The 24598-nt window shown below is 38.8% G+C and carries 25 protein-coding genes; 21 read left to right on the top strand and 4 right to left on the bottom strand.

What is annotated here, in order from left to right; translation table 11 throughout:
* Nucleotides 1–414 precede the first annotated feature (414 nt).
* The 15 genes from FPL27_RS11175 (at nucleotide 415) to FPL27_RS11105 (ending at nucleotide 15197) form a co-directional block, all read left to right on the top strand.
* Nucleotides 415–1518, top strand: a complete 1104-nt coding sequence (locus tag FPL27_RS11175) for an RHS repeat domain-containing protein (RefSeq protein ID WP_185974353.1) — start codon at nucleotides 415–417, stop codon at nucleotides 1516–1518.
* Between the two features lie 701 nt (nucleotides 1519–2219).
* Entirely contained in the window at nucleotides 2220–3242 is a 1023-nt protein-coding gene (locus FPL27_RS11170; protein WP_143961171.1) for a JAB-like toxin 1 domain-containing protein, read from the top strand.
* Nucleotides 3220–3498, top strand: coding sequence for a hypothetical protein (locus tag FPL27_RS11165; RefSeq protein ID WP_143961170.1), 279 nt, complete (start codon nucleotides 3220–3222; stop codon nucleotides 3496–3498). The genes FPL27_RS11170 and FPL27_RS11165 overlap by 23 nt, the downstream gene beginning before the upstream one ends.
* A 409-nt stretch (nucleotides 3499–3907) precedes the next feature.
* Nucleotides 3908–6214 carry an RHS repeat domain-containing protein gene (locus tag FPL27_RS11160; protein ID WP_143961169.1) on the top strand — a complete coding sequence of 769 codons (2307 nt, stop codon included), beginning with the start codon at nucleotides 3908–3910 and terminating at the stop codon, nucleotides 6212–6214.
* An 8-nt stretch (nucleotides 6215–6222) separates the two neighbouring features.
* Nucleotides 6223–6723: an Imm26 family immunity protein gene (locus tag FPL27_RS11155; RefSeq protein ID WP_143961168.1), complete on the top strand. Its 501-nt coding sequence runs from the start codon at nucleotides 6223–6225 to the stop codon at nucleotides 6721–6723.
* A 28-nt stretch (nucleotides 6724–6751) separates the two neighbouring features.
* Nucleotides 6752–6970 carry a hypothetical protein gene (locus FPL27_RS11150; RefSeq protein ID WP_143961167.1) on the top strand — a complete coding sequence of 73 codons (219 nt, stop codon included), beginning with the start codon at nucleotides 6752–6754 and terminating at the stop codon, nucleotides 6968–6970.
* Nucleotides 6971–7096: 126 nt separating this feature from the next.
* Complete coding sequence (locus tag FPL27_RS11145; RefSeq protein ID WP_143961166.1) at nucleotides 7097–7405, top strand: hypothetical protein; 309 nt, start codon at nucleotides 7097–7099, stop codon at nucleotides 7403–7405.
* Nucleotides 7406–7679: 274 nt separating this feature from the next.
* Nucleotides 7680–8591, top strand: coding sequence for a thioesterase domain-containing protein (locus tag FPL27_RS11140; RefSeq protein WP_185974352.1), 912 nt, complete (start codon nucleotides 7680–7682; stop codon nucleotides 8589–8591).
* Nucleotides 8588–8872, top strand: coding sequence for a hypothetical protein (locus FPL27_RS11135; protein ID WP_143961164.1), 285 nt, complete (start codon nucleotides 8588–8590; stop codon nucleotides 8870–8872). The genes FPL27_RS11140 and FPL27_RS11135 overlap by 4 nt, the downstream gene beginning before the upstream one ends.
* A gap of 256 nt (nucleotides 8873–9128) precedes the next feature.
* The gene (locus FPL27_RS11130; RefSeq protein WP_143961163.1) at nucleotides 9129–10595 is read left to right on the top strand and encodes an RHS repeat domain-containing protein; all 1467 of its coding nucleotides are present in this window, start codon (nucleotides 9129–9131) and stop codon (nucleotides 10593–10595) included.
* Nucleotides 10596–10607: 12 nt separating this feature from the next.
* Complete coding sequence (locus FPL27_RS11125; protein ID WP_143961162.1) at nucleotides 10608–11192, top strand: hypothetical protein; 585 nt, start codon at nucleotides 10608–10610, stop codon at nucleotides 11190–11192.
* Nucleotides 11193–11428: 236 nt separating this feature from the next.
* Entirely contained in the window at nucleotides 11429–12592 is a 1164-nt protein-coding gene (locus tag FPL27_RS11120) for an RHS repeat domain-containing protein (protein ID WP_143961161.1), read from the top strand.
* 18 nt (nucleotides 12593–12610) lie between these two features.
* Nucleotides 12611–13027: a hypothetical protein gene (locus tag FPL27_RS11115; RefSeq protein WP_143961160.1), complete on the top strand. Its 417-nt coding sequence runs from the start codon at nucleotides 12611–12613 to the stop codon at nucleotides 13025–13027.
* 227 nt (nucleotides 13028–13254) lie between these two features.
* Nucleotides 13255–14766 carry an RHS repeat domain-containing protein gene (locus FPL27_RS11110; protein ID WP_143961159.1) on the top strand — a complete coding sequence of 504 codons (1512 nt, stop codon included), beginning with the start codon at nucleotides 13255–13257 and terminating at the stop codon, nucleotides 14764–14766.
* Nucleotides 14733–15197 carry an RHS repeat domain-containing protein gene (locus FPL27_RS11105; RefSeq protein ID WP_185974351.1) on the top strand — a complete coding sequence of 155 codons (465 nt, stop codon included), beginning with the start codon at nucleotides 14733–14735 and terminating at the stop codon, nucleotides 15195–15197. Before FPL27_RS11110 ends, FPL27_RS11105 begins: the two co-directional genes overlap by 34 nt.
* A 78-nt stretch (nucleotides 15198–15275) precedes the next feature.
* Here the strand turns inward: FPL27_RS11105 and FPL27_RS11100 are convergent, their stop codons facing one another.
* Nucleotides 15276–16472: a threonine synthase gene (locus FPL27_RS11100; RefSeq protein WP_143961157.1), complete on the bottom strand. Its 1197-nt coding sequence runs from the start codon at nucleotides 16470–16472 to the stop codon at nucleotides 15276–15278.
* Between the two features lie 349 nt (nucleotides 16473–16821).
* Here FPL27_RS11100 and FPL27_RS11095 point away from each other — a divergent pair, with 349 nt between their 5' ends.
* Together FPL27_RS11095 and FPL27_RS11090 are read left to right on the top strand one after the other, a co-directional pair.
* Entirely contained in the window at nucleotides 16822–17064 is a 243-nt protein-coding gene (locus FPL27_RS11095) for a hypothetical protein (RefSeq protein WP_143961156.1), read from the top strand.
* On the top strand, nucleotides 17052–17210 hold the full coding sequence (locus FPL27_RS11090) for a GreA/GreB family elongation factor (protein WP_185974350.1): 159 nt from the start codon (nucleotides 17052–17054) through the stop codon (nucleotides 17208–17210). Before FPL27_RS11095 ends, FPL27_RS11090 begins: the two co-directional genes overlap by 13 nt.
* Nucleotides 17211–17469: 259 nt before the next feature.
* On the opposite strand, the gene FPL27_RS11085 is transcribed toward FPL27_RS11090, so the two are convergent.
* Nucleotides 17470–19824, bottom strand: a complete 2355-nt coding sequence (locus FPL27_RS11085) for a PAS domain-containing hybrid sensor histidine kinase/response regulator (RefSeq protein ID WP_143961154.1) — start codon at nucleotides 19822–19824, stop codon at nucleotides 17470–17472.
* The gene (locus FPL27_RS11080) at nucleotides 19821–20234 is read right to left on the bottom strand and encodes a hypothetical protein (protein ID WP_143961153.1); all 414 of its coding nucleotides are present in this window, start codon (nucleotides 20232–20234) and stop codon (nucleotides 19821–19823) included. Before FPL27_RS11080 ends, FPL27_RS11085 begins: the two co-directional genes overlap by 4 nt.
* 416 nt (nucleotides 20235–20650) lie before the next feature.
* Here FPL27_RS11080 and FPL27_RS11075 point away from each other — a divergent pair, with 416 nt between their 5' ends.
* Both FPL27_RS11075 and FPL27_RS11070 read left to right on the top strand, forming a co-directional pair.
* Nucleotides 20651–21403 carry a response regulator gene (locus tag FPL27_RS11075; protein ID WP_143961152.1) on the top strand — a complete coding sequence of 251 codons (753 nt, stop codon included), beginning with the start codon at nucleotides 20651–20653 and terminating at the stop codon, nucleotides 21401–21403.
* Between the two features lie 135 nt (nucleotides 21404–21538).
* A complete protein-coding gene (locus FPL27_RS11070) occupies nucleotides 21539–22252 on the top strand; it encodes a LytR/AlgR family response regulator transcription factor (RefSeq protein ID WP_143961151.1) in 714 nt (237 codons plus the stop codon).
* 352 nt (nucleotides 22253–22604) lie between these two features.
* Here FPL27_RS11070 and FPL27_RS11065 read toward each other — a convergent pair whose 3' ends face one another.
* Complete coding sequence (locus tag FPL27_RS11065) at nucleotides 22605–22844, bottom strand: hypothetical protein (protein WP_143961150.1); 240 nt, start codon at nucleotides 22842–22844, stop codon at nucleotides 22605–22607.
* Nucleotides 22845–23208: 364 nt separating this feature from the next.
* On the opposite strand from FPL27_RS11065, the gene FPL27_RS11060 reads away from it, so the two are divergent.
* Together FPL27_RS11060 and FPL27_RS11055 are read left to right on the top strand one after the other, a co-directional pair.
* Nucleotides 23209–23400 carry a hypothetical protein gene (locus FPL27_RS11060; protein ID WP_143961149.1) on the top strand — a complete coding sequence of 64 codons (192 nt, stop codon included), beginning with the start codon at nucleotides 23209–23211 and terminating at the stop codon, nucleotides 23398–23400.
* A gap of 301 nt (nucleotides 23401–23701) precedes the next feature.
* Nucleotides 23702–24595: an ice-binding family protein gene (locus FPL27_RS11055; protein WP_185974349.1), complete on the top strand. Its 894-nt coding sequence runs from the start codon at nucleotides 23702–23704 to the stop codon at nucleotides 24593–24595.
* Nucleotides 24596–24598 lie beyond the last annotated feature (3 nt).

Below are 24598 nucleotides of genomic sequence, written 5' to 3'. Positions count from 1 at the left end.
TTATAAAGTGGATAGTAGATAAGAAGCTGGTGATAAAGAGTAAATTTGAAAATTATATTCTTTTTATATTATATACTTTAATTGGTTTTTTAGTGTTATTTGATTCTCAATTATTGTATTATATATCTCTTATGTTGTCAGGTTTGATTATTGTTTTGGTTATTATTATAATGTTTTCTAAAAAACATTGTCTTTAAGCTTAAATTATTCTTTTCTGAAATGGGTTTTTTGGAAAGTAGGAGAGCGATAAAGGAATAGGTCGGGATGAGCAAAAAGCCCATAAGATGGTAGAGGGGGCGGTGCAAAAATATGTTCGGGATGCAAGTGAGGACCAAGGGTTAAAAAATTTTTGATAAAAATTTTAGCTCGGGGGCAGGATGTATGGGAGGGATGGCGATATATAAGACAGATTCTTTGACTGAACAATCTATTTATGGAAGTTCACGATTGGGTATTCAGATCGTTTCTTCACAGCAGGGATATAGGAGTTTAGGAGGAAAACGTTTTGAGCTCTCCAACCATCTTGGAAATGTGCTGGCGGTGGTTTCGGACAACATCCACCAATCTTCAGATAGCACGTGGGCTGAAATTATTAACCTGACTGATTATTACCCATTCGGGTTAGCTATGGAAGGAAGAGGTTATCAAAATTCCTTATCATATAGATATGGTTTTAATGGTAAGGAAAATGACTTAGAAACGGGTACGCAAGATTATGGATTTAGGATTTATGATCCGAAGATTGCGAAGTTTTTGAGTGTGGATCCGTTAACTAAGTCCTTTCCAATGCTAACGCCCTATCAATTTGCTTCAAATACGCCGATTGTGGCAATTGATTTAGATGGGTTAGAAGCTGAATATTACCTAAATAAAAGGACTAATCCAGAAAATAAAAAACCCGTATTTTTAAGGGAAGGCTGGGGCGATGTACAGAAGCAGAATTACCAATTGACAGTTCAAGGTATGGGTAAAGGAATTGACGAATTTTATAAGGATTTTTCTAAAGACCCTACACAGTTTTTAAATAATGATAGGGCTGCTTTTAAAATTGCATATCAGCAAAATGAAGGGGGTATTTCAAAAGGAGATGTTCTTGCCATCAAAATTGCTGCCCCAGCAATGAATGAAGTTAGTGTTATAGTAAAAAGTATAATACAAAATGATGGCGGGTTTAGTGTTACATTTCAAACTTTAAAGGGACATGTTGAAGCAGGAGAAATAACTTTTACAGGGACTCAAAAGGAAGATGAGATAAATTTTGATATTTCAAGCGAAACACGGTTAAATAATTGGTTTATTTATAAATCTGCAGAAGGTAAAGCAAGAAAAGAACAGAAGGCTTCATGGATGCAAGTACTTGGGACAGTTAGTGATTATTTAGGAGGAAATGTCGTTGAAAAGTTTGGTCATTCTAGTACTTTTGAATATAGTGAGCCAGATTGGAAAGATAATTATAAGGGATCAGAAGTACAAGTAGGTACAACAAAAGCAAACAAAGATTATCACAAGGAAAGATGATTAGAATTATTTTTTATAATATAAAGTATGGACTATCGTTAATTATAAGCCTTTTGATTATATTAGCTACGGTTTATGTTATCATGTTTAATGTAAGTCAATTTACTGTTTTGGCAAAAGTAATACCAATTGTCATACTTTTAATTATAATGAACGGTTGTGATCTTGTAGAAGGGTTAACACTTAAAAAAGTTATTCTATTTTTAAATAGTTCTTTTATAGTTCTGCTTTTTTATGGGTTGATCTTAAAAATAATTGGTGACAAATCGGAATATTATTTGATAGGATGGGAAGCATTTTTTATTCTCTATATTCTTTCTGCTAGTTTAATTGGTATAGTGCCCTTAAATATTGTTTACTTCATTCGGAAACGCAAGATTGTTAAAGATTAAATAAACCTGAAAGGGGCCCGATGAAATTCGAATCATATACAATGGAGAGGAATTGTTCCTGGGGGATATGCAATGAATTCAAATCAACCAGAAAATACCAAGGTAGGTAATAACTAAAAATATGATCAGGTAGGTAACCTTATGGCCGATGCCGAAGAATGAATTTTATCAATAACCTGGAATTCATTCGGGAAAGTAAGTTCTGTAAATAAGTCTGACGGTTCTTCCATTGAATACCGATATGATGCTTCAGGTAACAGGATAAAGAAAAAGATCGGATCAGATGAAGAAACTTATGTCCTGGACGGTATGGGGAATATCCTTGGCATATATAAAAACGATACGCTTATAGAGCAGACGATTACTTCCGATGGAAGATTGGGGTCAAAAATAGCCTCTTCAGAGCCTGGGTATAGGACTTTGGGCGGAAAGATGTATGAGCTTTCTAACCATCTGGGAAATGTACTTGCCGTCGTTTCAGACAATATTAATATGTCTGCAGATAGCACCTGGGCCTCGTCTGTTTCCATCAGCGATTACTATCCATTTGGTTTAGCCATGGAAGGCAGGAGTTTTCAGGATACCACCTTCTATAGGTATGGCTTTAATGGTATGGAGCTGGACAATGCTTGGAAAGGTGCGGGAAGGCATTATACAACCGAATGGAGGCAATATGACCCGAGGATAGGGAGGTGGATGAGTGTGGATCCGTTAATGAGTAAGATGCCGGAATGGTCTTCTTATAACTTTGGCTTTAATAATCCGATGAGATTTACAGATCTAAGGGGGTTAGCTCCTGATGATTATCAATTACAAAAAAATGGCGAAATTAAGTTAATTAGGGAAACCAATGATGATTTTGATGTGCTATATGCCTCAAATCAAGACGGATCACCAAATGATTTACAACTAACGATTCTTGAAAAAGGAATTTTGAATAATAAAGAAACTAAAACTGTGATGGGAGTAGATAATGAAAAGTATACATTTGACCTTTATAACATAACGGGTGATTTAACTTCTAAAAACCTATTTGAATTTGTTTCAAATCATTCTGATGTGGAATGGTCTTTAACGCGTGTAGGATTAAATAAAGGTTCTTCAGGAAATAATTTTTTAAGTACATCACGCCTTAAAGATCGAGAGGTAGGGGGTGGTTATCTATTTTATAAAGGATTCCATTTAAGGGAGCACACCCACAGTCATCCCTATAGACCTCTACCATCATTGTCTGATGTAGATTTAGCTGAAAAAATAATAAATAAATTTCCAAATTCACGACATTTTATCTATCATAAACATTTGTATCATGAATTTACTCCAAATAAATAAAATAGCAGTGTTGATTGGGTTAATTATGTTTTCATGCTCTGGGTTTAAAAATGCAAAGCAAAAAATCAAAATAAAAGAATATTTTCTACATGATGATATGTTAAAATCTGTTCTTTATGGTGTAATCGACCATGAAAAAGGCTGCGATTATTTTTCTTCAGATTTAATTGCTTATTTGGATTTTTTTGATGAATATGGAGATTTTTATTTAAAAATTGAAACTATAAATAGAAAAGATATCGTGTTAAATAAATAGGTTAAAGGAGTTGTTGAATTAGATGGGTTTTTATTTTTTATCAATAGGCCATCTACTAAATTTTTTTCGAGTAGGGGTATCCATAGGACAGTTAAATATGAAAAATATTTAGTAAAAACTCATGAAAATGGAGAATTAATTATTCCTAGCTTAAATGATGATAGGTTTTCATACTGGATATATAATTATGATTATAGTTTCAGGTTGCAGGGTTTTTTTACAAATTGCTCAGAGAAGGATTAAAAATAGACAAGACTGTTGGAGAAGTAATTGAATGAAATCTAACTTTTAACAACCGAACCTAATGAAAACCTGGAGGAAAAAAAAAATAATTTTCAGGACAAGGTGAATTTACCACTAATGACAAATCCCATACCCAAGCCGACTGAAGGAAAACCTGCGGATCAGGGTGAGCTGGACCGCCATGATCGAGAAGGACAGGCAGGATACGGTGATTACCTTGTACAGTTACGACGAACATGAGGACCGAGCGTTAAAAATTGCTCCAGTGGAGCAATTTAGCGAGGGGCCAGGTTGCAGGGGAGGAAAGGGTTTATTACAGCAAATTCCGGGGCTGGCACCAAAGCGTACGGAGTACGTGTATGATTTGGTCAGCGGGAATGTTAATTTTGTGATGTACCAGTACGGGTATGAGGACCAGTTTATCCATAGATACAGCTATGATGCGGATAACCGTATCGAGGACGTTCATACCAGTACGGACGGGTACCTGTGGAACCGGGAAGCCACGTATCACTACTATCCCCATGGGCCGCTGGCCAGGGTTGAGCTTGGTGAATACAACGTACAGGGGATGGATTACTACTATACTTTGCAGGGTTGGCTCAAAGGTGTGAATATGCCCGGTGATGGTGATCCTGGAGCAGATGGAATGAACGGATTGAGAACAGGTAAGGATGCCTTTGCATTTACGCTTGGGTACCACGCAGATGATTTTAAGCCCATTAATCCAAATGCGGTGACCAGCGACGGAAGGGATCAGTTGTGGAATAGGTATGATGAGCAAAGAAATACATCAGGGCTGTATAATGGAAACATTGCTTGGATGAATACCGATTTGCCTGGACTGGAGCAGGATCCTATGCAGGCGATGATTTATAACTACGATCAGTTACACAGGATTGTAGAAGCCAGAAGCCTTAGGGAGTATTCAAGTAACGGATATGCAACTAGGACTGTTACTCCTAAAGCATATGATGTGGATTATAGTTATGACGGAAACGGTAATTTGCTTACATTGAATAGAAGGAATGAACAAGGTAGTGTACAGGATGATTTTGAGTATAGTTATTATGAAAATACTAATAAACTCCGAAATATAGATCCTTCAACTGGGAGCAACTATCAATATGATGAGGTAGGAAATTTAGTAGCTGATGTCTCAGAAGGTATTACTGGTATAGAGTGGACGCCTTATGGGAAGATCCGTTCTGTAAATAAAAGTGATGGTACAAAGTTGGAGTTTAGGTATGACGCAGCAGGGCAGCGGATAGAGAAAAAGGTAGGGGAATCCATACAAAGGTATGTAAAAGATGCGTCGGGCAATCCTATGGCAATATATGAGTCCGACTCCTTAGCTGAGCAATCTATCTATGGAAGTTCTAGATTGGGTATCCAAGTGGCAGGTTCGCAACAAGGGTACCGCACGTTAGGAGGAAAGCGGTATGAGCTCTCCAATCATCTGGGGAATGTGCTGGCTGTGGTGACCGATAATATCCATATGGATCAGGACAGTACCTGGGCGCAGGTGAGTTCACTTACAGATTACTATCCGTTTGGATTGGCGATGAAAGGTAGGAGTTTTCAGGATACGAGGGTTTATAGATATGGGTTTGGTGGACATGAGAAGGACGATGAGATTAAAGGCCATGCAAATCATTTAAGTTTTGGGGATTATGGGTATGATCCAAGATTAGGAAAGCGCTGGAATGTTGACCCGATGACCAATGAAATGCCAGGAACGTCTCCATATTCATATGCCTACAATAATCCTGTTCTATTAATAGACCCTGATGGGAAATTACCAATCATTCCATTTTTAATTAAGGCAGGTGCCGCAGGTGCTACGGATATGCTTTTGCAAGTGGGGATGAACTACTTGCTTGATGATGATGTACAAACCATTGGTCTGGCTTTTGAGAAAGTTGACTGGGTTGACGTGAGTATTTCGGCAGCACAAGGAGCACTTCCTTGGAGTGTTCCAGGAGGTAAATTTGGTAAAGCTGCAGCTGCTGCAACGGGTGATGTTTTAATAAATGCTGGAAAAGCTACCTTGAATAATAAAGACTATTCAATGGAAAGTGCGGCAGCAGACTTTTTTATAGGGTTTGTTTCTCAATTGAGTGCTGACCAAGTGGGAGAATTGTTGTCAAGTAAAAATGCACAACAAAAATTAGCTAAACTCCTTCCTGAAGAAGAATTAGGAATTATTTATGAAAGAATAGATAAAACTGGTAAATTGAAACCTTATGTAGGGCAAGCTAAGAACGATTCAAGGTTTGCAGCCAGACAAAAAGAACATGCAAGGGCAAACCCTGATTCACGCTTTAAATTTAAAGAAATTGATAAAGGCAAGCCGGGAGCTGATTTAAATCAAAAGGAACAAAAAGCCCTTGACACTAGGGGTGGTCCAACAAATAAGTCTAACCCTAATGGGGGAACTTCAAATAAGAAAAACGTTATAAAGAAAGAATAAAGAAATATATGAAACTTAAAACAGGAGATATATTTACGATACCTATTGATGATGCCAGAATTGGTTTAGGTCAAATTGTTAATATACCTAATAAGAATAATTTTATAATCATAGTTTTTAAAAATTCTTATGATAAAAATAAAATACCATCACTGGAAGAAATTGTAAAAAGTGAGGTTTTGTTCTTGGGCTATACACTTGATGCAAAGCTTTATCATAAACATTGGGTAATTATTGGGAATTATGCCGATAATGTGGCTTCCATCCCGTTGCCTTATTTCAAATTAGGGACTTCTCCAGATGTTAATATTATTAATTATAAAGGTGATTTTGTTAGAAAAGCTAAACAAGAAGAGGATAAATATATTGAATATAAAACTGTAACGGCACCAGTTGAATATGAATTAGCTTTAAAGGCATATCATAACGTTGTTGATTGGGAAGAGGATTTTAATTCCCTTCTGTATAAAGAAACTCTTAATAGCATTAAAGTTGTTGAAGGGAGATAAGCTAAAAACACTGTTAATTTAAATTAAATTGGAGGAACCTTATTCAACTGTTTACTTAAAAATACGCCGGACTTTAGCAGAATCAATTGAAGAAAGAGAGATTGGTGAAGTATGGGATCAGGGTATGAGTGGTGATTATATGGATTTATCATTAGATATTATACCCAGCGAAGAAAATGAGCAAAAAATTAGATCTATATTGCAGTCTTTAAACTTATTGGATAGAGCAGAATTAATCTATGAGTAACAAATCTTTGTATGTTAATGATAAGTCAAAAGTGTGGTTGGCGGCTGAACAAAAGTCACCAAAGGGTTCGTGATGATTATCAATATCCTGAAAAAGTTTCAGGACGAGTTACTCATGCAAACGTTTATGACAAGAAAGACCCTGTACAGATTAAGTTATTATGAAAATACTAATAAACTCCGAAATGTAGATCCTTCTACTGGGAACAACTATCAATATGATGAAATAGGTAATCTAATTTCTGATGCTTCTGAAGGTATTACTGGTATTGAATGGACTCCATATGGAAAAATTAGGTCGGTGAATAAGTCTGATGGGACGAAGCTTGAGTTCCGGTATGATGCAGCGGGTCAGCGTATTGAAAAGAAGGTTGGGGAATCGGTTCAGAGATATGTAAGGGATGCGAGTGAGGACCGAGCGTTAAAAAATCTTTGATAAAGATTTTAGCTCGGGGCCAGGCTGCAGGGGAGGGATGGCAATATATGAGTCCGACTCTTTGACTGAGCAGTCGATTTACGGAAGTTCGAGACTGGGCATACAGATAGCTTCCTCACCACAGGGATATAGAAGTCTCGGAGGGAAGCGGTATGAGCTATCTAATCACCTTGGTAATGTATTAACAGTGGTTTCTGACAACATCCACCAATCTTCAGATAGCACGTGGGCTGAAGTTATTAACCTGACTGATTATTACCCATTCGGGTTAGCTATGGAAGGAAGAGGTTATCAGGATTCCTTATCATATAGATATGGGTTTAACGGACACGAAAAGGATGACGAAATAAAAGGCTCTGGAAATCACATAAGTTTCAATGACTATGGTTACGACCCAAGAACTGGAAGAAGATGGCGGACAGACCCAGCGTTTAAAGAATATCCTTCAATCTCTCCTTATGCAGGTTTTGGAAATAACCCATTAGTATTTATTGACCCAGACGGTAAGAGGCTATATTTTGTTGGAGGTGCAGGAAATGATGCAGATGGGTGGAACTATATTACCAGGTTCAAAAATATTTTTACTTCAAAAGGCATAGAAGGTTTTACACGGATTAATGCATCTGGTGGGAAAGTAAACGATATGGCGTTTACGGCTTCTTATAAAAACTTCTCTCACGTAGGACAACATCTAGTTAAAACCGATAAGGGGCTTGAGGTACAGTTAAAACGCAGAGACCACAAGCAAATAGCAAAAGCCGTAAATGATATAATGGCAGACCTTGCAGCAAATCCATTGAAGGAGGGAGAACAGTTAAATCTTGCAGGGTATAGCTATGGAAGCGTTTTACAGGCAAACGTTGCGTTAAGATTGGCAGATAAAGGAATTAAGGTTGACAACCTTGTTTTAATTGGTAGTCCTATCTCTGATAAGTCGGAGTTGTACAATGCCTTAACGACTAATAAAAACATAGGCAAAGTAATTAGGGAAGATATTCAAGGAGATAAATTGAGTAACCCACAAACATCACAGGATTTTAAAGACGGTATCGAGCAGAGTGCCCCTAAAATGGTTGGCGGTATGGGCGATGCTGCCCCTCACTTTGATTTAGCAAGACCAGGAGCAGCAGCCGATAAGAAAATAGGTGAGTTAGGCGATAAACTCAAAAAGGAGGGCGTGAAATGATGAGAGGGAAAATAACGGTTATCGTTCTAGCATCAATTATTATTTGGGTGCTATTATTTACTTTATTCTATTTTACTCCATTGTTTGCATTTAGCTTTGGAGGAGAACCCGAATGGTATATAGTTGTAATTGCATTTTTAAGAAATGCCCCTTTTACTGTAGGTAAAGCAGGTGAAGTCAATACCTTTTTAGTATTTATTAATGCTCTCTTTTGGACATTGTGTGTTGCTGGCTTACTCTATTCTGTAGCACGTGGTATAAGTAAGAAAAGTACATTATAAGTCCATATAATGGAAATATCGCATGGATGAATACCGACCTCCCGGGACTGGACCAGAATCCCATGCAGGCGATGATATATAACTACGACCAGTTACATCGAATTGTGGAAGCTAGGAGTCTAAGGGAGTATGGTGCGAATGGATATTCACCCAGATCTTCAGCTCCGAAGGGATATGATGTGGACTATTCATATGACGCTAATGAGGACCGAGCGTTAAGAATTGCTCCGGTGGAGCAATCTAGCTCGGGGCCAGGTTGCAGGGTGGGAAAACTTTACATAGGAGGAATGATCAGGCTAGTGTCCAGGATGCCTTCGAGTACAGTTATTATGAGAATACCAATAAGCTTAGAAATGTAGATGGAGGATCGGGGAATAATTATACTTATGATGAAGTTGGTAATCTAATTTCTGATTCATCGGAAGGGATTACAGGTATAGAATGGACTCCTTATGGAAAAATAAGAGCTGTTAATAAATCAGACGGGACGAAACTGGAATTTAGATATGATGCGGCTGGACAGCGAATTGAGAAAAAGGTTGGGGAGTCGGTTCAAAGATATATCCGTGATGCCTCTGGAATCCCGATGGCCATATATGAAGCAGACTCATTATCCGAGCAGTCGATATATGGGAGTTCAAGATTGGGAATCCAAGTGGTAGGTTCACAACAAGGTTATCGGTCTTTGGGTGGAAAGAGATATGAACTCTCTAACCATCTGGGGAATGTGCTGGCGGTTGTTACCGATAATATTCATCTTAATCAGGACAGTACTTGGGCGCAGGTAAGTTCGCTTACGGATTATTATCCGTTTGGATTGGCGATGGAAGGGAGAGCTTATCAGGATACTACCTTTTATAGATATGGTTTCAATGGGATGGAGCGTGATGATGAATGGAAGGGAGATGGTAGGTCATATGATTTTGGGGCTAGGATTTATGATCCGAAGGTGGGGAGATGGTTGAGTGTGGATCCGTTGGCACACGAATTCCCTTGGCATTCCCCATACAATGTCTTCAATAATAATCCAATCAGATTTATTGACCCTGATGGCCGTGCTGCCGTTGACCATATAGATGTTGAAAAGAATGATGATGGTACTTACAAAGTAGTTGGAGGGAAGGCTAATTCAGATAAGAATATTTATGTGTTGGACAAGCAAGGGAAACGAGAAGTTTTAGGAGAAATGCTTACTGAATATTCTTTTCACGATGAGAAAGGCAATGCTATAGTTGGTGCAAATATCAATCTCAATGACGAGTCAGGGCAAAATTTCTTCAATAATGAAATCAAGAATATTGGACTGTTTAGTTATATGAGCAATGCCAAAGGAGGAGAACCTCTTGATTTTAAAACAAGAAATATTCCTAAAGGATTAACAGGAGAAGCAAGAGATCAATACGTGTATAGAGGGATGTCATTTCAGGGAAAAATAGCGTCAGCGAGGGATATTGGGAATTATTCTGCAGGTTATGTGGCAGGCATTCATGGTATGGGCTGGGGGGCATCTCGATTTGCCTTTGATGCTTTACAAACCAAACAAGAAAAGGGGACATGGAGTACTATTATGTTTTATCCATTTAACAGGGTCAGGGAAGGGCAGCCAACTCACAGAGCTGAAGAAGAAGGACATAACTTGGGTTATTCTATTCATAAACAACAACAATTTGATAGGGAATGGAGAAAAGCCACAAATCCGTGGCCCGCAGGACCAAAATGGTAAAATAAATAAAAGATGTTAATAATAATCATATTAGGTATTGTTGTGGTATTAATTTTAAGTGTTTTTCTGTTCAAGAAAATACTTGATGCCGAAAAGTTTAAAATTATAAATAAGAAAATAATAATATTGATAATAATAATATTTGTGTTAGCTGTTTATTTTATTATAAATATCTTTATGTCTGATGGGATTAAATATGTTTATTGCCTTTCGTATGATAAATGTGTTACTGTTTGGAAAAGGGGTAATGGAGAGAAGTATATAATACTGGGAAAGTATGAGGGTAAAGAAATTCCATCCGACAATTTTATTTACTTTTCCATTTTAAATAGTACTTATGTTGATGTTATTTTTGTTAATGGTGAAAATGTGCTTATTGCTATTGATGACAATACCCAGGTTGTAAAGAAATCTTCTAATGGTCTTATTGAACTTTATAGTGATAATAAGCCTTTATTTGATAGCTTGTATACTTATTTTGATGGTAATTACAGAAAATATAAAAACGAAGTCGAATTTATAAGTATAGATATACAAGAAAATTACGCTACTGATAAAAGTGGTAAGAAGTTGGGAAAGGTAAAAGCAACAAAGTAGAAATTACTGACAATTGAGGGCTCAAGAAATTACTATACCTATGATGAAATAGGTAATTTAGTAGCTGATGCTTGGGAAGGTATTACTGGTATAGAGTGGACTCCTTACGGAAAGATCCGTTCTGTAAATAAAAGTGATGGTACAAGGCTGGAATTTAGGTATGATGCTTCCGGTAATAGGATACAGAAGAAGGTTGGCGAATTCAGACTTATATAAGAGATGCTTCGGGAAATCCTATGGCTATATATGAGGTAGATTCTTTGACTGAACAGTCTATTTATGGTAGTTCACGATTGGGTATACAAGTGGTCAGTTTACAGCAAGGATATAGGAGTTTAGGAGGGAAACGATATGAGCTATCTAATCACCTTGGTAATGTATTAGCAGTGGTTTCGGACAACATCCACCAATCTTCAGATAGCACGTGGGCAGAAGTTATTAACCTGACTGATTATTACCCATTTGGGTTAACCATGGAGGGGAGAGCTTACCAAGACTCCTTATCTTATAGATACGGGTTCAATGGGAAAGAAAATGATTCGGAGACTGGTACGCAGGATTATGGGTTTAGGATATATGATCCTAAGATAGCAAAGTTTTTGAGTGTGGATCCTCTAGCTCCTGAGTTTCCATGGAATAGTACCTATGCTTTTTCAGAAGGCAGTCCTGTTTCAAATGTTGATCTTGATGGGCTTGAGAAGTTGGATTTCAGAACCCATATGTCTAAAGGGATGGCAAGTGGAAATCCAGCTCTTGGTCTTATTACATACCCTGCAGATTGGCTGGAAGACAAAATAGTCGGTGGAAGTGAGCGTTTTATAAAAAGCGGATTTAAGTATGCCCAAAATGAAAGGGTTTACCAAGAAAATTTAACTAGACCCCATCAACACTTTCCTGAAGATATTGGTAAGATAAATCATACAATAACTCAGCTACAAACAGGGGCTGAAATGATTCAAGCTGGTTCAGACGTTTTGGAAGGATATACGGCCGTGATGGGATTGGCTATGGGAGGAGTTGAATCTGGTTTAGGAGGGGGACTAATAAAATCAACTGTTCCTAGATCTATAGGTGGTGGTGCAGCTAAAAAGATTTCTCCTCTAAGGGCAGCATATGTTTCCGAAGTTGAAGGATTGAAATCACAAGCACATAATTTGAAAGCCGCAGGTAACTCTTCAGAACAAATTGCAAAAACACTTCATAGTTTAAGGAGAGATATTGGGGTGAGATATAAGTCACTAACCCCCGAAGATTTATTGCAGCAAATATACCAAAGAAATCAAAAAAAATATGGAGACAAACTTGGGCCGTCTATAGATTATTTAAGGCAACAAGGTAAGTCATGGGATGATATAATTGATAGTGCTACAAGACCTGGGGGGAAAGACTTAGGATTATAATAATTAATTTTAGATGATATGTTACTAAGGAATTTTGATATTGCTGCAAGTTATATAAATTATTATACTAAAGAGGAAATAGAAAATAATGATGTTGTCAAAATATCTGGCTGGTATAAGGTTGTTAATGGGGTTTTTTCTGCAATTTTTGTTAGTGAAAATAAACTTTATTTTATATATGGGGAAGAAAAAATTTTAATAAAGGAATCAAGTAAAGTGTTTCTAAATAAGATAAGTGACTCGGAAGAAGAATTTTTACTTATAGAAAATGAAATTATTGTAAAATTTACGTATCGCTGTGAATATCCTTTGATAAATTTTTCACCATTTGAATATATTGATGAGGATGATTTTAAATGGGCTGGATTTATAGAAAAAATTATTAACGATAAAAACCGCCAGAGAAATTTTGTTTTAAATATAATGGAAGGCTAAGTTTAGCTTTTATTTAAATCAGCTATGCCAAGTTGACTGACTTGTCTGGATTGGGCGAGGACAAGGGCATGCAGAAAGTGGAGCAGGTTAGCAAAGGAGAAAAGCTACTCCCCGCCCACGAACTCGCCACCCAGTACTGATACAATTCCCAGAACCAGCTGATCTGGCAACAGACCCCCGATGCGGGAGAGTCGAGGTTCTGGTACAACAGGGCTGGGCAGCTGCGTTTGTCGCAGGATGCGAAGCAGGCGGGCAACAATGCCTACAGCTATACCCGCTACGATGCCAAGGGACGGGTGACCGAGGTGGGTGAGCTGCTGAGCACGGAGCCCATCGACAGCCTAAAGGCGAAAATCAACACCCTGAATTGGCCGGACCTGAATGAATATACGGCTTATGACATTACCAAGACCGTGTACGACAAGCCCCATACCCATGCAGACAGCACCTTCCTGCAGGAGAACTTAAGGAGCCGTGTAAGTTGGACTGCCATGATCGAAAAGGACCGGCAGGATACGGTGATAACCTTGTACAGCTATGATGAGCACGGAAACGTGAAGGGTTTACTGCAGCAGATTCCGGGCCTTGCTCCGAAGCGTACGGAGTACGTGTATGACCTGGTGAGCGGAAATGTAAACTTTGTGATGTATCAGTACGGGTATGATGATCAATTCATTCATCGGTACAGCTATGACGCGGATAATAGGATAGAGTACGTGCATACGAGTACGGATGCCTACCTGTGGAACAGGGAAGCGACGTACCATTATTATCCTCATGGTCCTTTAGCTAGAGTAGAGCTAGGGGAATATAACGTGCAGGGGATGGATTACTACTACACCTTGCAGGGATGGTTGAAAGGCGTGAATATGCCTGGTGATGGTGATCCTGGAGCAGATGGAATAAATGGGCTGAGAACAGGTAAGGATGCTTTTGCCTTTGCGCTTGGGTACCATGCGGATGATTTTAAGCCGATCAATCCGAATGCAGTGACCAGCGACGGAAGGGATCAGTTGTGGAATAGGTATGATGAGCAGAGGGGTACATCAGGACTGTATAACGGAAACATCGCCTGGATGAATACGGATCTGCCGGGGCTGGAAAATGATCCTATGCAGGCGATGATTTACAACTATGATCAGTTGCACCGGATTGTGGAGGCGAGAAGTTTAAGGGAGTATGGTGCGAATGGCTTTGCGTCCAGAAATTCAACTCCCAAAGCTTATGATGTTGATTATAGTTATGACGGAAATGAGGACCGAGCGTTAAGGATTGCTCCGGTGGAGCAATCTAGCTCGGGGCCAGGTTGTAGGGTGGGAATAACTTTACAAAGGAGGAATGAGCAGGTTAGTGTGCAGGATGATTTTGAGTACAGTTACTATGAGAACAGCAATAAGCTGAGGAATGTAGACGGGGGTGCAGGGAATAATTATCAGTATGATGATGTAGGTAATCTAGTTTCTGATGCTTCTAAAGGAATCACAGGAATAGAATGGACGCCGTATGGGAAAATTAGATCCGTGAACAAGACAGACGGTACCAAACTGGAGATCCGATATGACGCCGCAGGGCAGAGGGTAGAGAAAAAGGTTGGGAGTCTGTTCAAGGATATGTCAGGGATGCCTCCGGAAATCCGATGGGTATTTATGAAGCGGATTCATTGGCTGAACAATCTATTTATGGAAGCTCGAGATTGGGGATTCAGGTGGCAAGTTCACATCAGGGGTACCGCACTTTAGGAGGGAAGAGATATGAGCTTTCAAACCACTTGGGGAATGTTCTTGCAGTGGTGACTGACAACATTCGTATGGATTCGGACAGTACCTGGGCGCAGGTGAGGGCACTTACAGATTACTATCCATTTGGATTGGCGATGGAGGGGAGAGGGTATCAGGATACTACTGTTTATAGGTATGGCTTCAATGGAAAGGAAAATGATTCGGAGACTGGTACGCAGGATTATGGGTTTAGGATATATGATCCGAAGATTGCGAAGTTTTTGAGTGTGGATCCATTGACATCAACGTTTCCTTGGTGGACTAATGAAGAATTCAATCTAACCGCGAAGGATGGAAAGAGACGCAAAGAGGACTGGAATCTCTTTGCATTTCTTCTTCCTTTGCGGTTTCCGCCTATATTTCGCATCGCCTGGCGCCTCGGGGTCCTCTGAGCCTCGGTGGTGATTTTTTTTTGGGTCGCCTTGTACACCTTCTTTGCGTTTCTTATTAACCTTTGCGGTTAGATTATATCACCCTTCCACCTCTATATTTTCCAAATACTTATACCCGCTGCCGGTGTTCATTAGCAGGACCTTTTCCCCGGGGGATATCCAGTTGGTTTTCTTCAAATTCTTGAAGGCTTGCCATAGGGCAGCTCCCTCTGGGCAAAAAAGGAGGCCTTCTTTTGAGGCTATCTCTTTCATGCCTGACTCCATTTCTTTATCGGTTACCGTAAGGGCATTTCCTTTACTTTTCCTCAACACCTGCAGGATGTATTGGTCAGCATAGGGCTTGGGGACCCGCAGGCCATTGGCAATGGTGAAGCCGTTATCCACATATTCCGAATGCTGCTTGTGGTGGTGAAAAGCCTGTGTGATCCCATCGCAACAGGTGGCTTGGACGGAGACCATCTTTGGGCGTTTGCTGTCAATCCATCCCAAGGCTTCCATTTCCTCAAAGGCCTTCCAAATCCCCAGCAGTCCGGTGCCACCCCCTGTGGGGTAAAGGATAACGTCCGGAAGCGTCCAGCCAAACTGTTCGGCAATTTCATAACCCATTATTTTTTTCCCTTCTAGCCGGTAGGGTTCCTTGAGGGTGAACACGGGAAACCATCCGTTTTCCTCACCTTCTTTTGTTGCTTTATCAGCGCAGTCCTTAATGTTTCCATCTATTTCTGTGAGGTTGGCTCCATAGAGCCTGCATTCGTCTTTGAAAATCTGTGGTGTTTCCTTAGGCATAAAAACATGGGCTTCGAGGCCCGCGCGGGCACAATAGGCCGCCATGGCACCGGCGGCATTGCCGGCAGAGGGAATGCAAACCGTCTTCACACCCAACTCAAAAGCTTTAGAAATTGCCGTGCTCTGGCCCCTGGATTTGAAGGAACCGGTAGGGTTGCCGGACTCATCCTTCCAGAAGACTTCGTTTTCTCCCAAATAATCCAGATTTGTAAGGGGTAGGATAGGGGTGAACCCTTCTCCTAAAGTGATGATATGTTCAGGGTTTTTTGTAGGCAAGACCTGCCTATAGCGCCACATGGTGGGTGGTAGGGCAGCTAAGTTTTCCTTTTTAATTACCCCCGGAGATAGATTGTATCTTGCAAAAAGTGAGGATTTGCAATCAGGGTTTTCGCATACAGTATGGAGTTCTTGATGGTTATAGGTATTCCCGCAGTTAGGGCATTCAAGATGGGAAATTAGGGAATTGGTATGTTGTTGGTCAATCTGCATAATTTACAAAGTGTTTGGGATTATAACCCTGCGAACAAAATCATGTTTAGCTTTTATATGTTGCCTCGGTAGGACCACTGGAAACTTAATAGAGAAGTGAGTGTGGGGAAAATTTGCTTTTAAATTAATTATCCCTATTTTTAATAAATGATCAGCCCTTCGAAAATTGCTTTCTCTTCTCCCGTTAACTTCTCCAACTTTAGGAGGAAGGGGATATGCTTTCATTCTAAAGCTTTTATCTTTTAACCCTCAGCGGACGGGCAAGGCCTCCACTACATTTTGCGAATGAGAGTTTCCCTATTAAGGTGCTCTATATAATATTATATCAATTCTAAACTTACATCGACCTATGATACCAGTGATTAAAGAATCGGATTGCTTTAACATCAAGGCAATCGTAAACACTCTGTCTCCTGCTGAGAAAACCCATGAAGTCAGCCAGTTAATGAGAGAAATCAATCGAGCCACTATTTTGCCTGATGAGCAGGTTGCAGATGATATCATTCAATTGAATTCCACTTTCGAAGTAAAGGATATCAGTTCCAAAAAACATTCAACTTTACCCTTACCGTACCTAAGGTGGCCAATGTAAATGAGAAGAAACTGTCTATCTTTTCACCTTTGGGAGCTGCCCTGATTGGCTTTAAACAGGGCAAGACCATTGACTGGGATTTGCCTGGAGGAAAGAAAAAACTCAAAATCCTGAAAGTAAGTAGCCAATCCCAGGTGGTGCAATAAATAAAGTCCCTTCTACATTTGCCCTTACGATTTGCTCAAAACGTCTTACCCCAATTTTACTTCCTTTTTTCAGGTACTTACCTCATACCAGTCTAGGGGCAACGTTGGGGTAAAGCTGGGGTAACGTTGGGGATACCTAGACCTTAGCTTATTCTTTTTTAATTAATTAATCATATTCTCTTAAGGAAATACAAATCATTGGTGTTAGCTTCTCCTATTAAATCCTAAATTCAATGTAGAGCATTAAAAAATCATGCTTTTAATTTTTCCTGAGTAAGATAAGCGACTCTTCCAATTCCTTCTTGGCTATTTCAGATGTAGTTTTTACTTCCTCAAAAATGGCTGTTAACCGTTTACCATCTTTTTGCTTTTTGGCGATTTGCTCCATATCGGTCAGTGTTTTATATAGGGAATTTAGCCCGACGGTTTGAAGTGAAGATCTGATTTTATGTATGACGGATGCCGCTTTTGGGTAATTATTACTTAAAAGAGCGTCATGTAGCTCAGCTATCATTATATCATGGTGATGAAGATAGTCCTCTACAATTTCGATTATAATTTCCTGATCGCCGTTAAAAACTTGTTCTAAAAAAGATAAACCGGTTAGGTTTTGAGGAGAATTCATTTGGGAGTGCATTGCGGAGATATTCTGAGGTACCCATTTTATGACTTTATCCTGAAATGACTTTTTGGTAAAAGGACGCCCGAGATAATCGTTCATGCCGGACTCAAAACAGTATTCAATATCCTCCTTATAAACATTTGCGCTCAATCCAACGATTGGAACCTTTGAATCTTGTTCTTTGCGTATCCTGCGGGTAGTTTCAAATCCATCCAATACAGGCATTTGGACATCCATTAAAATTAGATCAAAGTTTTCCTTTTGAAGATAGTTTAAGGCTTCTTTCCCATTGTTTGCTAACACGACAGTGCACCCAATATCGTCAAGCATGGCAGAACCTAACCTTTGATTTAGATAATTATCGTCCACCAGCAGTACCTTAACCTCACCTTTAAAATGGACATGATTGGTTTCGGAGCTTGCTTTTGGAAGGATTTGGGAGTCGGTAATTTGTAAGGGTAGGTGTATCCAGAAAGTACTTCCACAGGGTCCCGAGTTATTTGAAAGTTTACCAGGACTTTGAACGCCAATTTCTCCACTCATTAAGTTGGTCAATTTGCGGACAATCGACAAGCCAAGCCCAAAACCACCAAATTCTTTGTTGATAGAGCTATCCGCCTGGGTGTAATCTTCAAAGACTGAATTTTGTTTACTTTTTAGGATACCTATGCCTGTGTCAGAAACTTCTATACCTAATGTAAATAGTTGATTTTGGGGTTTTGATAGGCACTTAAATGAAACCTGAATTTCTCCCTGTTTAGTGAATTTCAGACTGTTTGAAATCAGGTTTAGAATTATCTGAACAATCTTTTGGGAATCCCCAATCAAAAGATTTGGGATGTTTTTGTCAAATTTAAGGGTAAAGTTTAGCCCTTTTTCCCTAGCCTGGAATTTATATGGATAAACATTCGAGGTTATAGTTTCTTTCAAATGAAAGGGTTCCGCAAGAATTTCGATTTTTCCTTCCTCGATCTTGGTTAGATCGAGTACATTTCCTAAAAGTGATAACAATATTTTTCCTGAGGAAATTATAAAATCTAGGTATTCTTCGGCTTCAGCTGGCAGGGGATGGTTTTTTATCAATTGCGCGAAACCTAACATTGTATTTATGGGGGTCCGGATTTCATGGCTTTGATTGGCGAGGAAGGAGCTTTTTGCCAAGTTGGCATTTTCAGCCAATTCTTTTGCATGCTGCAATTCTTGTTTATAATTGGATTGTTCAGTCACATCAAATGCAAAGCCCACGATATCTTGCGGATTTGTTTCATCTTGAAAAGTATATGTCTCAAAAACCCAGTTGATGCCATTTTTAGTACCCTCTAATATGAATTTTGAAGGACTATTTCTTTTCATTTTTTGAATGGGTTGTTGAAGTTCAGGGAAGACCTTCAGAGCTTTTTGACCAATAATATCTTCTCGATTGAGCTCAAGTTTATTTATTCCAGCCCCTAAAAACTCTAGAAAATGGCCATCTGCGGAAATACGGAAAATGATGACGGGCAGATTTTCGAGAATACTTTTCAGCAACTGACTTTGTTGTCTTACCTGATACTCCGATTTTTTTCTTTTAGTGATTTCATGTCCAACCACACTTATTTCAACCACCTTATTGTTAATGTATCGGATGGGATAAAATGAAAATTCGTAATAAACTTTCTTTTTTGCCCATCTAATGAGAAGTTCTTTTGAAAAATTCAAGCCTTTAAAACTTTTTCCAATAAGGTTGGGGAAACTGGATCCAAAAAGTAAAGAAAGTTTTTCAGAGGGAAGGACATCTCCTAGCTTTAATTTTTCGCCGGTTTCAGAGGAAAAGTATTTTACAAAATTTGAGTTTAGGGTGGTGAAATTGGGGTGCTCGTCCAACGTAAATACAAGGTCTTTAGAATACTCCAAAATGGCAGCATGGCTGTTATGATATTGATGAGCTATTTGGCATAAGTCATTTATTGACTTGTCTTTGAGAAAAATGTCATAAAGCACTGGTTGAATCAATTTGACCAGTTTCGTGTTTTTTCTTTACTTCCAGGAGATAATGGGAAACCAAAAACCGCATAGCTGTTTACTTCAATTGGTACTATGAGTAGATGGTTGAGCTTTTCAAAACCGCTTTTCTTTTCCGACTTAAGCAATTTTTTAAATGAAATGACATCTTTCTGACAGCCCTTTATAATAGCCTTAAACAGTAATGAGGTTTCTGTCTCGGAGGTATAAATTTCGAGTAGCTGCTCACATTTGGGGCCTATCCTAAAGAAAAATGAATTGGAAGCCTGTAAGGTTTGACCGGCTTTTAATTTTATTGCCTTCAGTGCCTGTGGCACTGGGAAAAGTCTTTGTTGCTCTAAGGAAAACTGCAAAAAACTAGACGAAATATCCCACCACGATGTAGGTCCGGCAGTTGGCATATGTCTTATAGGTTAAGGTATACTGAAAATTAAATCGTAAAAACACCCAATCCACTAAATGTATTAATAAAACAGTGTATAACAGGTAATTGTTTGGTGGTAGGAACTTTCTATTCGTGTATGAATTGAAGTTCTCCGTTTGTATTTAGTGCTTATATCATAAAAATCGACAAAGATACTTTTTAGGTTTATACCTAAAGAAAAGCCCTGATCATATTAAAAAGGCCTAAAATTAAAATTTCATGAAACAGGATTCTCTTGAAATAAGGAGTTCATTTTATCTAACGTGAGAAACAATTATCTGACCTTTATTACCTATAAACCTACCGAATTATCATGTTGTTTCAAAAAAATCAATCTATTTTTAAAGTTGAGTTGGTATTTATATCCTATAAAAGAATTAAGCATATTACCCAATGGCAAGATCTATTAAGTCAGGCAAAATTCTCTTAGCAGAGGACAATATGATTTCCCAAAAATTCATGGGTACGCTATTGTCTCAATGGGGATATGAGGTAACACTAGTGGGGAATGGGAGAGCCGTGTTGGAGGAGGTCAAGCAAAACGCATTTGACATATTGATCTTGGATTATCAAATGCCGGAAATGGATGGATTAGCGACTTATAAATCACTCAGAGCTGAGGGGAATAGAAATATTGATAATATGCAGATTGTTTTTCTTACAGGAGAGACGAGTGTGCCTGTTTTAAATGAGCTGAAGATTTCTGGAGTCAACTATTTTTTGCGCAAGCCGATACAAAAGGAGGTGTTATTTTCCACATTAACCGAATTGATGAACATGGGAGGTGTTCAAAGCCCTAAAACTGTGTCAACCTCTACAGTTTATCTAAAAAACATCACCAATTCCAATCCTCAACTAATGAAAGAAATTATAGATATTTTTATTGAAGAGGCACCAAAGTTTCTTTTTAAGATGAAAACTTATTGTCTCCTCGAGGATTGGAAAAGTCTCAAATCCCTCGTTCATAAGACCAAAGCCAACTATACATATGTTGGCTCTATGAAGCAAAAGGAGCTGCTGACAGAGCTTGAGTTTGATTTGGAATTCATGACTTCTACCGAAACCTTTATGGCTAGAATTATACGGTTGGAAGAGATAACCCAAAATGTAATCGATTCACTTGAAAAGAAAAAAAGAAATCTTTAAAAAATCAAATAAAAACAATAAATAGGTGATTTCTAGTTATTATAAGTTTTTGTTTTTTACTAACTTAGTACCTTGTTACCGTCCAAGGCTTATTTTTGTGACCGTAGGTTTTTTAACCGTTCTAATTGATTTTTTATGAAAAGAAAATATACTTGCGTACTAGTGGATGATGACCGGATGTCACTGAAGATTTTAGAGATTCTTGTGGCGAAAACTCCTTTTCTCGAAGTAATTGGAGTATTTGACAATCCGGTGGACGCCTTCCGAATGCTATCTGAAGTAAAGGTTGATATACTGTTCCTGGATGTAGAAATGCCGGAAATGAGTGGACTAGAACTTTTGGATTCCTTAGCAGATCAACCTCAAATCATTATGACCACTTCGAAGGATACCTATGCGGTACCGGCATTTGATTATGAGGTAGCAGATTTTCTATTAAAGCCCATTGAGAATTATTCCCGGTTTTTGAAGGCAGTTAGAAAAGCAAAATCAAACTTGGAAAAGACGGGCGATTTAGGTAGGCAAGATAAGTCCAAGCAAATCTTCATAAAAATTGATTCCTTGTTGTTGAGTTTTCAATTAAAGGATATTTTGTATATAGAGGCTTTTGGAGATTATATCAAAATTTACACGGAGGAAAAGATGTATGTGGCTCATGCGAAGCTGAGAACAGTAGAGGAGACCCTTCCCAAAAATGCTTTTGCAAGAATTCATAGGTCCTTTATTGTGAGATTGGATAAGATTGAAAATATAGATCCATCGAACCTTGAGGTAAGAAAAAAGGTCATACCTATAAGTAATAGTTACCGGTCGAATCTTTTGGCGAAAATAAATACTTTATCTAATTAGTGACACTTTCAAAGCTAAATGAATTTGGAGTTAGAGTTTCTTTTTAGTATAGTATAAAATCAATAACTGTTTAATCTGACTTATAGGTTTTTGGTTTTTCTGCCATAGTGTTCTAATCTAGGTGTTTCAAAATCACCGCTTAGAAACCAAAACCATCTGAAAGAGAGATCAGCATACTCCGGAACAGGACCCGTAAGGGGTCAACATGCTCCGGATTCTTTTTAATGTTTAATTTATAGGGGGTAAGTCCCGACAATGAAGACGGGACCGGAATGGCAGGTGATTAAAGCCTGAAAACGGACATTGGGTCACTGGATCCGGCCGGTTGGGGAGGGGGTCAGTATATCCTTTATTAAAGGAAAAAAGCCTCAAGATCCACGAATCTTTGTTCTGATGTGTGGCCGGGATCGGCAAGCAGGGCATCAAGTACTTCGTCGCCCATATCCAGAAGATTGCCATATCCCAGGTTTTTGGCTTCAATAAGTTGAAGGTATTTTTTGACCGTGTTGCGGGCAATTCCAACGGTCTTGGAGATGATCTGCAATGCCCTGCCGTTGTCACGGTGGCGAATTATCTTTTTGAGTTTACTCATGGTTATCGTTTTTCCGGCCATGCTTTACGGTTTAAGTAGAAACCGCAAAGCAAACGATACCTGAAGATATCCGGTGGTCAATATGGCAATTTAGGTCTTTTTAAAGAAAAATCATGAGTAATAAAATTACGTTATTATAAATAAAATCTGGTCAAAATATTGACTTTGGTAGAATTTTTCCATTATTTATATTGTAAATACCGAATATACTATTGTTTAAAGTTATAGCTCGGATTTGCCAGAGCATCGGAGAATATTTTTTAACCTGCTTTTTCAGTATTTCAAATTTATTTTTATGCGTTTCATCGAAAATTAAAATTTAGAGCTTTTCATTTATTTAGATTTATTCAAATAAAATAACATCATGAAAAGCAATTATATAAATATTCTTGGCATAAACTTTTTTAATGGACAAATCAAAGAAGTTATAAAAACTCTTAAAGCTGATGGCTTATTAATAGCACCATCAGATCCAGGTCTTGATTCAATAGAAGCGGATTCAACATATTATCAATCCCTATTAAAGGCTGACATAGTTATAGCTGATAGTGGATAAATGGCCTTGCTTTGGAATTTTTTCCACAAGTCAATAGCATCTCAGGGTTAGAGGTACTAGACACCTGCTTTGCTGATCCCGATATCAAGTTTCTGAAATATTTTTGGTCAACCCCAAATTGAAAGAAACAGAAGTAAATCTAGATTATCTTCAACGGAGAGGTTTAAGCATTTCTTATATCGCACTCATGTATCCAAAGGATGATATTTTATTCTTGTCTTTACTCTTCATCACGATTTAAAAAAACTCCAATATGAAAACAAAACTACTCTACACATTAGTGGCAGTTTATCTTTTTTTAATGCCTAATGTGATTTTCGGACAGACAACAGCACCAAACTTAGGCACAGCTTCCTCTTTCGGGGTATTTACTGGGGCTGGTGCTATAACCAATGATGGGAATACGGTTGTAAATGGTGATCTTGGCACTTTTGCAGGTGCTATCACTGGGTTTCCACCGGGAATTGTAACTGGAACAATTTATCCGGTGGGTGATCCATATTTAAATGGAGTTAGGGCTGATGTGGAGGCTGCTTATACAGATTTATCCAACAGAACCTGTGGGACTGTTTTAACTACTCCATTAGGAAACGGTCAGATTCTTACCCCCGGCGTTTACTGCATTGGAAGTGCTGCAACCTTAGAGGGGGGATTAATATTGGATGCTCAAGGCGATCCGAATGCTATATTTATAATACAAATAGGTGGTGCTTTTTCCACAAGTGCAAACTCCACGATTACACTTATAAATGGAGCTTGTCTGAGTAATGTCTATTGGCAAATAGGTGGTGCCGTTGAGTTAGGTGCAAATTCAGTTTTCAGAGGGACTATTGTTGCCGACGGGCAGATCGAATTACTCGAAGGTTCTACCCTTTACGGCAGGGCTTTAGCAATCTCAGGAGCTATCCTATTGAATAATAATGACATTATTGTGCCAGCTGACCAGGCAGAAGCACCTATAGTTGCGCTTGTGCAGCCGACGTGCGAGGAGCCGGGCAGCGCCACGATCACCAACTACGATCCAGCTTACACATATGTCTTCTCTCCGGCAGGACCTGTTGTTGACGCCAGTGGCGTTATTACTGGTTTTACCCCCGGCGTGACATATACGGTTACAGCAAACAATACAGATGAATGTGCATCGGCAGCCTCTGCTGAGTTCACGATAGAAGAAGCCGAGGAAGCCCCGGCCTAGCCG

This window comes from Litoribacter populi, assembly GCF_007483685.1.
Classification (GTDB): Bacteria; Bacteroidota; Bacteroidia; order Cytophagales; family Cyclobacteriaceae; genus Litoribacter; species Litoribacter populi.
Note: the sequence above shows the minus strand (reverse complement) of the source record. Positions and strands in the feature narration are given on the sequence as shown.

Excerpts from the sequence above, each read along its gene's own strand:
- FPL27_RS11070 (WP_143961151.1), top strand. The coding sequence starts at position 21,539 with ATGAAAAGAAAATATACTTGCGTACTAGTGGATGATGACCGGATGTCA.
- FPL27_RS11155 (WP_143961168.1), top strand. The coding sequence starts at position 6,223 with ATGAAACTTAAAACAGGAGATATATTTACGATACCTATTGATGATGCC.
- FPL27_RS11095 (WP_143961156.1), top strand. The coding sequence starts at position 16,822 with ATGATACCAGTGATTAAAGAATCGGATTGCTTTAACATCAAGGCAATC.
- FPL27_RS11115 (WP_143961160.1), top strand. The coding sequence starts at position 12,611 with ATGTTACTAAGGAATTTTGATATTGCTGCAAGTTATATAAATTATTAT.
- FPL27_RS11100 (WP_143961157.1), bottom strand. The coding sequence starts at position 16,472 with ATGCAGATTGACCAACAACATACCAATTCCCTAATTTCCCATCTTGAA.
- FPL27_RS11065 (WP_143961150.1), bottom strand. The coding sequence starts at position 22,844 with ATGAGTAAACTCAAAAAGATAATTCGCCACCGTGACAACGGCAGGGCA.
- FPL27_RS11135 (WP_143961164.1), top strand. The coding sequence starts at position 8,588 with ATGATGAGAGGGAAAATAACGGTTATCGTTCTAGCATCAATTATTATT.
- FPL27_RS11055 (WP_185974349.1), top strand. The coding sequence starts at position 23,702 with ATGCCTAATGTGATTTTCGGACAGACAACAGCACCAAACTTAGGCACA.
- FPL27_RS11060 (WP_143961149.1), top strand. The coding sequence starts at position 23,209 with ATGAAAAGCAATTATATAAATATTCTTGGCATAAACTTTTTTAATGGA.
- FPL27_RS11080 (WP_143961153.1), bottom strand. The coding sequence starts at position 20,234 with ATGCCAACTGCCGGACCTACATCGTGGTGGGATATTTCGTCTAGTTTT.
- FPL27_RS11125 (WP_143961162.1), top strand. The coding sequence starts at position 10,608 with ATGTTAATAATAATCATATTAGGTATTGTTGTGGTATTAATTTTAAGT.
- FPL27_RS11140 (WP_185974352.1), top strand. The coding sequence starts at position 7,680 with ATGGAAGGAAGAGGTTATCAGGATTCCTTATCATATAGATATGGGTTT.
- FPL27_RS11145 (WP_143961166.1), top strand. The coding sequence starts at position 7,097 with ATGACAAGAAAGACCCTGTACAGATTAAGTTATTATGAAAATACTAAT.
- FPL27_RS11170 (WP_143961171.1), top strand. The coding sequence starts at position 2,220 with ATGGGGAATATCCTTGGCATATATAAAAACGATACGCTTATAGAGCAG.
- FPL27_RS11075 (WP_143961152.1), top strand. The coding sequence starts at position 20,651 with ATGGCAAGATCTATTAAGTCAGGCAAAATTCTCTTAGCAGAGGACAAT.
- FPL27_RS11120 (WP_143961161.1), top strand. The coding sequence starts at position 11,429 with ATGGCTATATATGAGGTAGATTCTTTGACTGAACAGTCTATTTATGGT.
- FPL27_RS11165 (WP_143961170.1), top strand. The coding sequence starts at position 3,220 with ATGAATTTACTCCAAATAAATAAAATAGCAGTGTTGATTGGGTTAATT.